Source organism: Cryobacterium zhongshanensis, from assembly GCF_022760445.1.
Classification (GTDB): domain Bacteria; phylum Actinomycetota; class Actinomycetes; order Actinomycetales; family Microbacteriaceae; genus Cryobacterium; species Cryobacterium algoricola.
Window position 1 is genome coordinate 1,197,859 of record NZ_JALGAR010000001.1, and the last position, 14,292, is coordinate 1,212,150.

Below are 14,292 nucleotides of genomic sequence, written 5' to 3' on the forward strand. Positions count from 1 at the left end.
GAGTGGTTATGCGACGGCATTTTTCGTGATGAGTCCAACGATGACCGGACCCCACAGGGTCAGGAACACGTTGGCGACGGCGTACGTGATCGTGAACGAGACCACCGGGGTCGAGTTCCCGGCCTTCTCCAAAAGGGCGGCGAACGCGGGATTGGCGCTCCGCCCGCCGGCGACGCAGGCGAGTGCTTCGATGGGATTGCGGATGCGGAGGACGTAGTACGAGAAGAAGAACGTCAGAATCGGCGGTATCAGGGTGGCGGCAACCCCCAGGAAGAACAGCGTGAGTCCGTATTGTTGGATCGCGACCAGGGCCTGCGGGCCGGCGGTGATTCCCACGATTCCGACGAAGACGGCGAGGCCGAAATCACGAAGAAACGTGGATGCCCCCAGGGGAAGTGCAGCGTAACGCGGGTGCACGCTCCGCAGCCAGCCGAACATTAAGCCGGCGAGCAGGCATCCGCCGCCGCTCCCGATGGAAATCGGAACGCCCCACAGGGTGAAGCTGATCAGGCCGATCAGTAGCCCGACGGTCATTCCGATGCCGAAGAAGACAAAGTCGGTCACTGCGCCTGCCCTGATCGTATAGCCCAGTTTGGACTGCACCCGGTTGAGGTCTGTGGGGCGGCCGACGAAGTGCAATTCATCGCCACGGTTCAACTCGAGCTTGTCGAGCAGGGGAAGGTTGATTCCCATCCGCTTGGCCTGCGTGAGGTACACCCCGTGACGGGTCCCCGCGTTCACGTGCTCGTGGATTTCGCTGATCTTTCGCGACGCGAGTGCCTTGTTCGTGAGGATGATCTCCCGGGATTCCTCCACCAGACGGAATCCAACCGGTGCCGGCGACTCCTCACCGAGCAACGCCTGACCTGCGCTCATCGATTCCGGCGTCCCGCTGAGTGCGATGAGGTCGCCCGGACGGATCACGCTGGTTTCGGCAAGGGTGATGGCTTGGCCGGACCGGATGATTGCCTCGACCGCGGCATCAGAAAGAGCCGTGTCGACCTCCAGGGCTGTCTTCCCGGCCGCTTTACTCTTTGCCTCAACAGAAAAAAACCGTGTCACGACGGGGCGGACCGCGTCGAACTGCCCCGGATCGAGTTCAGTGCGACCGCCGGACATCGACGCGGCCAGCTTGATCGCCTCAGCCCGGATATCCCAGCGCTTGAGGGCCGGTAGTAGCCAAGTCACCAGGATGATCGGCCCGAGGGAGCCGAAGATATACGTGACGGCGTAGCCGACGGCGACGTTTGTCTGCATAGTCTTTGTCACCGCTGCGGATAGGCCGAGTTTGGCAATCGCATCGCCTGCAGTGCCGATGATGGCGGACTGAGTGAGTCCGCCGCTGGCGAGCCCGGCGGCCAGACCCCGGTCGAGTCCGAACATCCAGGCTCCGACAAGGACCGTGATCAGGCCCATCACGCACATCACGAAAGCGGATGCCAGCTGGTTGAGCGACCGCCGGTTCAGGGCGTGGAAGAACTGCGGACCGCCCTGGAATCCGACCGCGTAGATGAACAGGGCGAAGAAGATCGTCTTGATTCCCGGGTCGATCGTGATTCCGATTTGACCGATGACCACTCCGACGAGCAGCGTTCCGGCGATACCGCCGAGGACGAATTTGCCGATCCGGATCTTTCCGATCAAGTAGCCCAGGGCGATCGTGACAAAGAGCGCGATGAGCGGTTGGGTGGTGAAGAGATCGTTGAGGAAACTCACTGGATGCCCGGAAAGGCATCAAGCGATGGCCTTGTTCGGAGTGAGAGCTGAAGGATGAACTGCGGCGCCACGTGGACGCTCCCGCCTTGGCCGGAACCGGCCTCATCGTAACTCGTCGCCGATGACGCGATCCTGAGCGGTCGCGCACGAATTATATGCGATAAATTAAGACTACGCCGACTTTTATTCCAGATTGTGACAGGGGGCTCCGAGAAGTGGGAGCCGTTCCGAAGCGCGAGCAGGTGAATCTCAGTGCGAACGACGCTCGAGCGATACCGCGCTCCTTGATAAGCCCCAGTACGACGTGCAAGCGGTTCGCTGAGCCGATTTCACTCGTTGACGAGTCAGGGTTCTCGCCTGCGACGGGTAGTTCTCTCGGTCGAGCCAGGTCACCCGCAGGCACGGCGAGCGTTGGAATATTGATTTTGTGCAACACTTGCATGAAAGCATCATTCTCGGCGGCAGGCGGCCTGGTATTTCCGGCGTCGACACCGACGGTGACGCGCGCGCCGCGTGCGCCGGAGATGGTGAACCCAGGTGATTGGATCATGATGAGAACGCGAACCGTGGTATGAGTTCAGACAACACCACGAGCGGGGCGGCCGGTTCGGCGGCGTCCAGGGTGACTTCCGACCTGAAGTCACTCCCGATGGCGGACGTGGAGAAGCAGCTGGGCAGTTCACCGGACGGGCTCACTCAGACCGAGGCAGCCAAACGCCTGGCGAAGTATGGTCCGAATGAGATCGCAGAACACACGACCAACGCACTGCTGAAATTTCTCTCCTACTTCTGGGGTCCGATCCCGTGGATGATCGAAATTGCGGTGATCCTGTCGGGTCTGGTCGGGCACTGGCCGGACTTCTTCATCATTCTCGTGCTGCTCGTAGCCAATGCTTTGGTCGGCTTCTTCGAAGAACGCCAGGCCGGGAATGCGATCGCAGCGCTCAAAGACACGCTCGCGATCAACGCTCGCGTTCGACGCGATGGTTCATGGGTCACACCCGCCGCCCGTGAACTGGTGCCCGGAGACGTGATCCGTCTGCGGCTGGGCGACATCGTTCCCGCGGATGCCCGACTGCTGGACGGCGACGAGATCGAGGTCGACCAGTCCGCGCTGACCGGCGAGTCGCTTCCCGTGACCTGTCATGCGGGGGATGCCGTGTTCTCGGGTTCGATCGTGCGCCGCGGCGAGATCGGCGCCCTCGTCTATGCGACCGGCGCCCATACCAACTTCGGTAAGACGGCCGGTCTGGTGCAGGATGCCCATACCGTCAGCCACTTCCAGAAGGCCGTCCTGAAGATCGGCAACTATCTCATCCTCCTCGCCCTCGCGTTGGTGACCGTGATCGTGGTGGTGTCGACTCTCCGGGGCGACCCGATCCTGACGACACTGCAATTCGCGCTCGTGCTCACGGTTGCGGCCATCCCCGTCGCGATGCCGACCGTGCTGTCGGTCACCATGGCGGTCGGCGCGCGGCTGCTGGCCCGGGAAAAGGCCATCGTCAGCAAATTGGTGGCGATCGAGGAACTCGCCGGCGTAGACATCCTGTGCGCGGATAAGACGGGCACACTCACCCGCAACGCGCTGACCCTGGGCGACCCGTTCAGCCTTGACGGTGCTTCGGCCGCGGATATCGTGCTCGCGGGTGCGTTGGCTTCCCGCGCGGAAAACGATGACCCCATCGACCTCGCCGTCCTCGGCGGTCTCCCGGAGAAGACCGCGATGGATGCCTACACGGTCACGCACTACCAACCCTTCGACCCGGTTCACAAACGCACCGAAGCCACCGTCACCGACGACCGGGGCGCGACGTTCACGGTCACCAAGGGCGCACCCCAGGTCATCCTCGCTCTCGCCGACAATTCCGCGGACATCACCTCCGCCGTTGACACCGCTGTGAATGACTTCGCCGCACGCGGCTTCCGGTCTCTGGGTGTGGCCCGCGCAGAAGGACAGGGAACGTGGCAGTTCCTGGGTGTCCTCCCGCTCTTCGACCCGCCTCGCGAGGACGCCGCATCCACCATCGCCACAGCGAAGGCGATGGGTGTGACGGTGAAGATGGTCACCGGTGACGCGATCGCGATCGCCAAGGAGACCGCCGCCAAGGTCGGTCTTGGCACGAATATTCTTGACGCGTCCGGCTTGGGCGACGTGAAGAAGAAGGAGACCGCGGCGGTCGGGGAATCCATCGAAACAGCTGATGGGTTCGCCCAGGTCTTCCCCGAGCACAAGTACCACATCGTCGACGTGTTGCAGCAGCGCGGTCACATTGTCGGGATGACGGGAGACGGCGTCAATGATGCGCCCGCACTGAAGAAGGCGGACTGCGGGATCGCAGTCTCGGGAGCGACTGACGCCGCCAGGGCCGCGGCCGCCATCGTTCTGCTCACTCCTGGTCTGTCCGTCATCATCAAGGCGATCGAGGAGAGCCGCCGGATCTTCCAGCGGATGAACTCCTACGCCATCTACCGCATCGCAGAGACCTTGCGTGTCCTGCTGTTCATGACGGTGTCGATCCTGGTCTTCAACTTCTACCCCGTCACCGCGATCATGATCGTGATGCTCGCCATCCTGAACGACGGGGCGATCCTGTCCATCGCCTACGACAACGTGAAGTATCGGAAGGCACCAGAGGCGTGGAACATGCGTCTGGTGCTGGGCATATCGACCGTGCTTGGAGTTGCCGGAGTCATCTCCGCCTTCGGACTCTTCTATCTGGCCGAGAATGTCTTCCACCTCGATCGCGACCATATCCAAACCCTGATGTACCTGAAGCTCTCGGTGGCAGGGCATCTCACCATCTTCCTGACCCGCACCCGCGGCCCGTTCTGGTCGATCCGACCGGCCCGCATACTGTGGGTCGCGGTCCTGGGAACCCAGGCCGTCGCGACCCTCATTGCCGTTTACGGGCTCTTCATGACTCCGCTCGGCTGGGGCTGGGCCGCCTTCGTGTGGGGCTACGCGATCGCCTGGGCGCTGGTCAACGACCGCATCAAACTCCTCGCGTATCGCATCCTCGACCCCGCAGGGAAGAACCGGGGGACCCGCCGCTCGCTGACGAACTCTGCCGCACCCTCTTCCGCTGCACCGGAACCCCACGGGGCCAACGTGGATTCTCACCCAGAAGGCGCCGCAGCGCCGGAGACGAAGGGCCTGTCATGAAGATCGACACAAGTGACTTCCGCGTCGAAGCAGGGAAGGACGCGGGCCTTGCCGACCGCGCGACGGACGTGGCACATGTCTGGGGGGCCGACACAACGTACAAGCACGTCCTGCACCGGCACGTCAAAAAGCTGACCGCACTCCAACGGTTGCACTACGCCTCGGGACACTACTCACTATTGGTGATCTTCCAGGGCATGGATGCGGCAGGAAAGGATGGAGCGATCCGACATGTCATGTCCGGGGTGAACCCCCAGGGTTGCCAGGTCTTCAGCTTCAAACAGCCCAGCAGCGAGGAACTCGAGCACGACTTTCTCTGGCGGACGACCCGCCACCTCCCCGAGCGTGGCCGGATCGGCATCTTCAATCGCTCGTACTACGAAGAAGTTCTCATCGCGCGGGTGCACCCGGAGATCTTGCACGGCGAGGGTATCCCGGCTGAACTCATCAACGAATCGTCCATCTGGAAGGAGCGGTATCGCTCGATTGCGGACCTTGAGGCGCATTTGAGCCGAAATGGGACGAAGATCGTCAAGATCTTCCTGAACCTGTCTCAAGAGGAACAGGCGAGTCGGTTCCGCGAACGGATCGATGTTCCCGAAAAGAACTGGAAGCTCACTCTCGCTGACATTCACGAACGGGGGCATTGGGACAGATATATCTCTGCTTACGAGGAATGCCTGACAGCAACGAGCACCAGGGACAGCCCCTGGTATGTGGTCCCGGCGGACAGCAAGAAGAACGCCCGGCTCATCGTGTCCCAGATAATCGTGGATGCGCTCAGGGGGCTGAAGATGGCCTACCCGGCAGTCACAGCCGAACGCGCACAGGAATTGGCCGACGTTCGCGCTGAACTCTGAGAAGCAGCCGGTCAGGCGCAGCCCACAACCGCTTGATGTGTTGACCGTGGGGCTCTGAGCGCTTTCCGCCCAAGACACGTCGGCGTCGGGTTCTCCCCGGCTGGGACTCTTTTGTTTCCGCGGTTCCTGATATGGTGCTCCGGATACGAGCGAGCGACTCGGGAGCTGACCAGACGTTCCGCACGATGAACGGTTGTGAGACGGGGGACAGGTGATGGCCTTGGCCGGGTTCGGTGCGACGTGGTGAGCGAGTCGGATACTGAGATCACGAGCGGGCCGGTTCGGCTGGACAGGTCGCAGCTGGGCGCGGGCGACGACGACCTGCGCGTCGTCGCCGACCGCGCCTTCCAAGTGAATGGGAACACCCAGGCGGCGCTGCGACTGGCGGTGTCGCTCGGCGTTCGGCTCGACGGAGCGGGACCCGGCTCCGGGAGGACCGAGCGACTCTTCGACACGCTCGCCACGGTCGCGGCAGCAGACCTGACCGCTGCCCGCGTCGTCGAGGCGCACCTGGACGCGCTTTCGATTCTCGAGCAGGCCGCCGACTCCGGCGCTGGACACCACGTCGAATCCGGGGACGGGCGAACGTGGGGCGTGTTCGCAGCCGAAGGACGCGGCACGCGCCTCGAGGCGCGCCAGACCGAATCGGGCTGGCGGCTCGACGGCGTCAAGCCCTGGTGCTCGCTCGCCGGCTCCCTCAGCCACGCGCTCGTCACCGCGCATACCTCGGAGACCACCCGTCGCTTGTTCGTTGTCGACCTGCGCGTGCCGGGAATCACGGTGTCGGACGGCACCTGGGTGGCCAGGGGACTCGCAGCGCTTCCGAGTGGCCCGGTGGACTTTCGCGGCGTTCCCGCGGAGCCGATCGGCGTCGACGGCTGGTACCTCGACCGGCCGGGCTTCGCGTGGGGAGGGATCGGGGTCGCGGCCTGCTGGTGGGGCGGCGCCGTCGGCGTCGCCAGACGCGTCTACCGGGACGCAGAGGAGCGCACGCCGGATCAGATCGGTCTTGCTCACCTCGGCGCGATCGACATACTGCTGACGGCATCGGGGCAGGCACTTGCGGCCGCCGCGACGTCGATCGACGACGGGACCGCGACCGGAACACGCGGGGCCGTGCGTGCGGCCCGCGTGCGAGGGCTCGTCGCCGGCACTGCAGAGAGCGTGATCGAGCGGGCCGGGCATGCCCTGGGGCCCTCCCCCCTCGCCTTCGACAGCCGCCACGCGCAGCGTGTCGCCGACCTGCAGTTGTACATTCGACAGCACCACGCCGAGCGCGACGAGGCCAGGCTGGGAGTCCTGCTGCTCGATGGCGCACGGGCAAACGCACCGTGGTGACCTTCAGCCACCGGGACCCCGGCACCGCTGAGCAGGCCTGGGCGGACACACCCTGGATCACGAACGCGGTACGACTCGAACTCGATGATCTCGCCCGGCTGATCGTCGTCGCAGCGCACCCCGACGACGAGACCCTCGGTGCAGGCGGCCTGATCGCCGGTGCGACACGACGCGGGATCCCGGTCGACGTGCTCGTCCTGAGTGACGGCGAAGCGTCCCATCCCGCGTCCCAGACACATACCCGGGAACGCCTGTCGCGTGTGCGCAGGACCGAGGTGACGGATGCCGTCGCGCACCTGGCGCCATCCGCTCGCCTGCACTTCGCCGGACTGCCCGACGGCGACCTTGCCGAAAACCGGGAGGCGGGGGCGCGGGCGCTGGCGTCCGTGCTCGGAGCGCCGCCTTCCGGTGCGGAGGCGGAAACGGGAGGAGCAACCACCGGCATCTGGATCGTGGCACCGTGGCGTGACGATGGGCATCCCGACCACACTCTCGCCGGCGATGTGGCCGCCGCGGGCGCAGCGTGGGCGGGCGCCCGCCTGCTCGAGTACCCGATCTGGGCCTGGCACTGGTCGACACCGGACGGGGAGTGGCCGCTGGACCTGATCCGCAGGTTCGAGCTCGGCTCCGAGGATCACGTGCGGAAGTCGCAGGCCCTCGCGCTGCACCGCAGCCAGGTACGGCCGCTGTCCGACCGGCCCGGAGACGAGGCCGTCGTACCTCCGGAGATGGCCGCCCATTTCGCGAGGGGCTTCGAGATCTTCGTCGACCGTACCGCGGCCGAGGCGCCGCCCCCGGATGTACCCGGGATGGCAACCCTGACGAAATCGTTCTTTGACGGGTTCTACCGGGAGGCGCGCGACCCGTGGGGTTTCGAGACGCGCTGGTACGAACGTCGCAAACGCGCGCTGACCCTCGCTGCACTGCCGCGCGAACGATTCGGCACCGCCCTGGAACTGGGCTGCTCGATCGGAGTACTGACGGCCGACCTCGCCGACCGGTGTGACTCGGTGACGGCCGTCGACATCGCGGAGCAACCGCTGTCGATTGCGCGCGAACGGCTCGGCGGTCGCCCCGGCGTCAGCTTCGAACGGATGACCCTGCCCGGTGAATGGCCCTCCGGTCTCTTCGATCTCATCGTGGTCTCCGAGGTCGGCTACTACCTGGCGACGATCGACCTTGAACGGTTCTTCCAACGGTGCAGGGACAGCCTCGCTCCTGGGGGCGTCCTCATCGCCTGTCATTGGAGACATCCGGTTCCGGAGTATCCACTCAGCGGCGACCGGGTCCACGAAATACTCGCGACTGTGCCCGGACTCGTGCGCACCGTGGCGCATCGAGAAACCGACTTCCTGCTCGAGGTCTGGCAACCCGAGTCGGCACGGTCCGTGGCCCAGGACGAGGGACTCGTTCCGTGATCGGGCCCGGTGAAATCGACCATGTGGTCATCGTCATCCCGGCGCACAATGAGGAGGACTTGCTTCCCCGGTGCCTCGCTGCGCTGGGAGCCGCAATCGAGTCCGTGCTCGCGATCCTCGATCCGGTGCCCCCGACCGTATCGGTCGTGATCGTGCTGGACCGCTGTACTGACGGGACCGAGTCGATTGCCGCGGGCTTCCCCGGTGCGCACCTGGTCCGCAGCGACACGGGAGCCGTCGGCGCGGCGCGGCGTGCGGGGGTGCGCGGCATCCTGAAATCGGCGGGGGACTTCACGGGTCGCACCTGGATCGCGTCGACGGATGCCGATTCCGCCGTCCCGGTGAATTGGCTGACGAGCCAGCTTGCCTTCGCCAGGAACGACGTGCATCTGGTGCTCGGTACCGTGGAGCCGGATGACTGCCTCGACGGCGAAATACGCGATCGCTGGGCGATGGAGCAGCGGCTCGTCGAGGGACATCCGCACGTGCACGGGGCGAATCTCGGTGTGCGGGCCGACCGGTACCTCGCTGCCGGGGAGTTTCCCGAGATCGACTCCGATGAGGACATCGCACTCGTCGCGGCGCTTCGGGGACTGCGGGTGTGTGAGATTCGTACGGCACGCATCCCCGTTCGTACGAGCGGGCGCCTTGTCGGGCGCACTCCCGGCGGCTTCGCCGGCTACCTGCGCGCGCAGGCCGCTCGCCTCCGCGTGCTCGGGGAGACGGAGGTGGAGGCGATCGACGCGGCCGGCACCCTCCCCGGAGCGAACCGATTAGCCTGATACCTGGCCGAGAGCGCTTCCATCCAGCGCCCGAGTGGCGAACCAGTCCTCCAGCTCGGCCGCCGGGACCGGGTGGGACATCAGGAACCCTTGAGCGACATCGCAGCCGAAGCCGATGAGCTCCGAGTATGCCGTGGTGTCCTCGACCCCCTCTGCGACCATCCGCAGACCGAGGCTGTGGGCCATGTCGATTGTCGAGACTACGAGGGCGGTCGCGCGCGGATCGTCCTTCATCGGGATGATGAAGGACTTGTCGAGCTTCAGCTCGTCGATCGGCAGGTCGCGCAGGTAGGCCAGGGAGCTGTATCCGGTCCCGAAGTCATCGATGGAGATGCGAATGCCCGTTGCCTGCAGCCGGGTGAGGATGCTGCGCGCGCGTTCCCGGTCGGAGAGCAGGAAATCCTCGGTGATCTCCAGAACCAAGAGTGCGGGGGACAGGCCTCGGGAGGCCAGCATCGCGCTGATCCGTTCCGGCAGCACCGTATCGATCAAGGAGCTCGGGGACATGTTCACGGCCATCGTGAGGGTCCTGCCCTGACCCGTCCACGTCGCGGCCTGGTCCAGGGCCTTGCGCAGGACGATCTCGGTCATCGCGTGCATGAGCCCGGACTCCTCGACGAGACCGAGGAAATCGTCCGGCTGCAGCAAGCCGCGCGTCGGATGGTTCCAGCGGACGAGGGCCTCGACCCCGCAGACGTCGCCCGTTTTGAGGTCGATCTTGGGCTGGTAGTGCATCACCAACTGGTCGTCGACAAGTGCGAGGCGCAACTCCTCGAGCAGGTGCAACCGATCCTCCCCGTGAGTGTCGTCCGTGCCCCGGTAGACGTGATGGCCGCTGTGGGTCGCCTTCGCCGTGTACATCGCCATGTCCGCCTTGCGGAGGAGCATGGTCAGGTCTTCCCCCTGGTCGGGGTAGCCGGCGATCCCGATGCTGGCACTGGCCTGCACCGAGATGCCCGCGAGGATGAACGGCTGGGCCAGTGTCGCGCGCAGTTTCAGGGCCACCGCTTCCGCCCTGACCGAATCCGAGCCATCGAGAAAGATGACGAACTCGTCACCACCGACGCGCGCGAAGAGGTCCTCGGTGCGCAGCTGACCCGAGATCCGGCCGGCGACCTGGAACAGCAGCAGGTCGCCGACATCGTGACCGAGACTGTCGTTGACCTCCTTGAACTTGTCGAGATCGAGCAAGAGGAGCGCGCTGGTCCGGTGCGGATTCGCGGACAGCAGTGCGGGCACATCGGCGTAGAGGGCACGGCGGTTGGGCAACCCGGTGAGTTCGTCGGTCCGTGCCTGGCGATGGGCGTCCGCAATGCGGATGCGCTGGCGAAAGACCAGGGGCACTGCCGCCAGGGCGAGGGTCAGGGCCGCCAGGACGACGGCGAGCGGGGAGATCTTCAGCTGCGTTCCCAGGATCAGGACAATGAGCCCGGCGGCCGTGGCTATCGCGGGAACCGTCTGTTCGGGGAGCGCCCTGGTCGAACGGGGTGGCTGCGAGCCGAGGCGCGCCTCCCTGTCGACCGAAGACGCGATCAACGCGAGGCTCAGCGGCCAGCCGATGTCGAGGGGGCTTCCGATGACGTAGAGGCCGTTCAGGTGCAGGGACACGCTGACGATATCGGCGGCGGTGAAGATAGCGAGACCGAGGACGAGGAGGGTCCAGCCTGGTCCGATGGCGGTGCCGTGGGAGGCCGCAATCCCGACGAAGAAGGCGACGAGCAGGACATCACCGAGGGGATATGCGAACGCGACCGTCGTGGAGAACGATCCAGGGGCCGCGACGGCCGCCTTGAGGATCGGATCGAGCAGCACGGCGAGCAGGGCCGCCGCGCCGAGAGAGCCGACGGCGCTGTCCAGGACGATCGGAGACGCGAGACCCCGGATGTTGCGCCTCGCGAGAACGACGAGCGCGGCGAACATGAGCGGGTAGAAACCGAGGAAACCGACATCCGCCCAGGACGGATGCGGCAGGGACACACCCCCGGTCGTCGCCAGTGCGAAGTACGTGTCCCCGGCCGCGAGCACCGTCACGGCAGCGGACATCAGGTACAGGTCCCTGCGCCGGGATCGCCCCTGTGCGATCGCAACCCAGCACACGACAGCGGGAATCCACAACGCGAAGAATCCGAGCACGAGCGAACTCACGTCGCCCGCGGTCCCGAAGATCGTGGCGACCGCGAATGCGGCCACAAGCAGCCCGAGGGCCCAGTTCGGCCATCGGCCGAATCGGCCCGTTCGTCGAGTCGCGCTGACGCGCTCGGTGCTGATCTCGGCTGGCATAGTTCTCCCTCTCGATAAACCTAGCTGCGTCGGTCTCGTCCGAAATAAACCCCAACGTGCGGCATCTCGATATAGATTGATCCCGGGGGAGCCGGAGCGGCGATTGATTTGCCGCACGGCCGGGTATAAAAATGGGGGACACGTGAATACAAAGCCGAACACACGGCGACATTTCGACGCTCTCGGCGGATTACTGGGTTTCGTCGCGATGAGTGCCGTTGCCGGCGTTCTGGTGGCGGCAGCCGTGACGCCCGCCCTGGGGCTCTCCGGTCTCGCCGCGACGAACGCGATCAATGTCTTCGAGAACCTGCCGGACTACCTGAAGATCGACCAGCTCTCGCAGAAGAGCAACATCTACGCGACCCGCTCCGACGGATCCGAGGCTCTTCTGGCCTCCTTCTACGACCAGAACCGGGTCGAGGTCGGGTCCGACGCGATCAACCAGTTCGTCAAGGACGCCGCGACCTCCGCCGAGGACCCGCGCTTCTACGAACACGGCGGCATCGACCTGCAAGGCACGCTCACCGGGATCGTCACGACCGTAGCCACGGGAGACGTGCGCGGTGGTTCCTCGATCACGCAGCAGTATGTGAAGAACGTCCTCGTGCAGAAGTGCGAAGTGCTCACCGATGAGGTGAAGAAGTCGGATTGTTATGACGCGGCGATCGCAAAGTCTCCCGACCGCAAGCTCAAGGAGATGCGGCTCGCGATCGGCGTGGAGAAGAAGTATGCGAAGGACGACATCCTCCGCTCGTACCTGAACATCACCGGTTTCGGCGGCACCGTCTACGGCATCGAATCGGCCGCGGAGTACTACTTCGGCGCGACCGCGCTCACGCTGACGCTCCCGCAGGCGGCGAGCCTCGTCGCGATCGTGAACAACCCGGTCAAGTTCCAGCTCGACCAGCCGGACAGCGTGACCAACGGCGCCGCGAACGGCTACGCCGCGAACAAGGACCGCCGCGACTACGTCCTCGATCAGATGCTCAAGTACGGCAAGATCAACCAGGTCGACCACGATGCCGCAATCGCCTCGCTCATTGAGCCGAACATCCACGTGCCGTCGACCGGCTGCCAGACCGCCGCCGGCAGTGCGTTCTTCTGCGACCTCGTTGTGAACACCCTGCAGAACAACACGACCTTCGGAGCGGATGAGGCCACGCGCCTCGCGAACTTCCGTCGCGGCGGCTACAACGTGTACACGACCCTCGACCTGGACCTCCAGAACGCCGCAGAGACCACGCTGAAGGCCAACGTTCCCGACACCTACCCCGGCTGGGACGTGGGTGGCGTGATCGTCTCCGTCGGCGTCGGCACCGGCAAGGTGCTCGCGATGACGCAGAACAAGGAATACAGCCAGGACCCGAATGTGCCGATCACGGGTTCGAACCTGACCGGCATCAACTACAACACCAACGTCGATCAGGGCGGCTCGCATGGCTTCCAGCCGGGATCGACGTACAAGGTCTTCACCCTCGCCGAGTGGCTCACCGAGGGCCACTCGCTCAACGAACGCGTGGACTCCAAACGAAAGTCGAACTGGGGCACCTTCCGGGACAGCTGCCTCGGAAACCAGAGCTTCGTCTTCAACCCCAAGAACGACTCCGGTGAGGCCGGCGCCAACTACAGTGCCCTCGAGTCCACGATCGGGTCGATCAACACCGGCTTCATCGGCATGGCCAAGAAACTCGACCTGTGCGGCATCCGCAAGACCGCAGAGGCCTTCGGTGTGACCCGAGCCGACGGTGACCCCCTGCAGGAGGGCGCCTCCGCGGTGCTCGGCACCAACGAGGTCGCGCCGCTGAGCATGGCGGTCGCCTTCGCCGGCATCGCCAACAAGGGCACCACCTGCAGCCCCATCGTGATCGACCGCATCACCGGCACGGACGGAGCCGCGATCCCGGTGCCCGCGAGCACGTGCACCCAGTCCGTCGATCCGGCCGTGGCCGCGGGCATGACGACCGCGATGCAGCAGGTCATGACCAGCGGTAATGGAACCGCGCATGCTTCCTATGTCTCGACGACTCCGAAAGTCTCGATGATCGGTAAGACCGGAACCACGGACGGCAACAAGGACACCTGGATGAGCGGTGCCTCGACCAAGGTCGCCACTGTCGTCGGCGTGATGAGCGTCACCGGAGACCGCGACCAGCGCACCACCCGGTTCGACAGCGGTCCCGCGGCCACGGCCCGGCACCGGATGTGGCCCGTCGTGATGAGCGTCGCCAACGCCAAGTACGGCGGAGACGCCTTCCCGGTCGCCTCCGGCGCCATCGTCAACGCCGTGCAGGTCCCGATCCCCGACCTCCGCGGCAAGAGCATCGCGCAGGCGCAGTCGACGCTCGAGTCCGCAGGATTCCTCTTCGTGAACGGCGGAGTCACCGACTCCGAACTGCCTGCCGGCGTTGTCGCGAACACCGACCCCGCCGGGGGCACAAGCGCCTCGCGCGGCTCCGCGGTGACGGTGCGCACGAGCAACGCGGCGCTCGTGGTCGTGCCGGACGTCACCGGAAAACGTGAGGCCGAAGCCCGGGCGGCCTTGTCGAACTTCGCCGTGGTGAAGAACGAGACCACCGTGAGCGACCCCGCCCTGGTCGGCACGGTCATCACGACCTCGCCGGCGGCAGGGAGCGGAGCCCGACCGGGCGACGCGGTCACGATCGTGGTCGGACGCCTCGCCACTGCGGCAGGCTGAGCCGCGCAGGACCCGCGGTCGCTTCGCAGCGAGGCGAGAC

8 protein-coding genes are annotated in these 14,292 nt (G+C 65.4%); 6 read left to right on the forward strand and 2 right to left on the reverse strand.

The window, feature by feature from the left end; genetic code table 11:
- Positions 1-6 precede the first annotated feature (6 nt).
- Complete coding sequence (gene aspT / locus MQH31_RS05415) at positions 7-1,716, reverse strand: aspartate-alanine antiporter (protein ID WP_243011213.1); 1,710 nt, start codon at positions 1,714-1,716, stop codon at positions 7-9.
- Positions 1,717-2,287: 571 nt separating this feature from the next.
- On the opposite strand from aspT, the gene MQH31_RS05420 reads away from it, so the two are divergent.
- The 5 genes from MQH31_RS05420 (at position 2,288) to MQH31_RS05440 (ending at position 9,277) form a co-directional block, all read left to right on the forward strand.
- The gene (locus tag MQH31_RS05420) at positions 2,288-4,879 is read left to right on the forward strand and encodes a plasma-membrane proton-efflux P-type ATPase (RefSeq protein ID WP_243011214.1); all 2,592 of its coding nucleotides are present in this window, start codon (positions 2,288-2,290) and stop codon (positions 4,877-4,879) included.
- Positions 4,876-5,739: an ADP-polyphosphate phosphotransferase gene (locus MQH31_RS05425; RefSeq protein WP_243011215.1), complete on the forward strand. Its 864-nt coding sequence runs from the start codon at positions 4,876-4,878 to the stop codon at positions 5,737-5,739. The genes MQH31_RS05420 and MQH31_RS05425 overlap by 4 nt, the downstream gene beginning before the upstream one ends.
- A 243-nt stretch (positions 5,740-5,982) precedes the next feature.
- Entirely contained in the window at positions 5,983-7,077 is a 1,095-nt protein-coding gene (locus MQH31_RS05430) for an acyl-CoA dehydrogenase family protein (protein WP_243011216.1), read from the forward strand.
- Positions 7,074-8,495 (forward strand): PIG-L family deacetylase, encoded by a 1,422-nt coding sequence (locus MQH31_RS05435; protein ID WP_243011217.1) that lies wholly within the window; start codon positions 7,074-7,076, stop codon positions 8,493-8,495. Before MQH31_RS05430 ends, MQH31_RS05435 begins: the two co-directional genes overlap by 4 nt.
- Entirely contained in the window at positions 8,492-9,277 is a 786-nt protein-coding gene (locus MQH31_RS05440; RefSeq protein ID WP_243011218.1) for a glycosyltransferase family 2 protein, read from the forward strand. The genes MQH31_RS05435 and MQH31_RS05440 overlap by 4 nt, the downstream gene beginning before the upstream one ends.
- On the opposite strand, the gene MQH31_RS05445 is transcribed toward MQH31_RS05440, so the two are convergent.
- Positions 9,269-11,557, reverse strand: a complete 2,289-nt coding sequence (locus MQH31_RS05445) for a putative bifunctional diguanylate cyclase/phosphodiesterase (RefSeq protein ID WP_243011219.1) — start codon at positions 11,555-11,557, stop codon at positions 9,269-9,271. The genes MQH31_RS05440 and MQH31_RS05445 overlap by 9 nt on opposite strands.
- Positions 11,558-11,699: 142 nt before the next feature.
- Between MQH31_RS05445 and MQH31_RS05450 the strand changes: the two genes are divergently transcribed.
- The gene (locus tag MQH31_RS05450; RefSeq protein WP_243011220.1) at positions 11,700-14,252 is read left to right on the forward strand and encodes a transglycosylase domain-containing protein; all 2,553 of its coding nucleotides are present in this window, start codon (positions 11,700-11,702) and stop codon (positions 14,250-14,252) included.
- Positions 14,253-14,292: the final 40 nt, after the last annotated feature.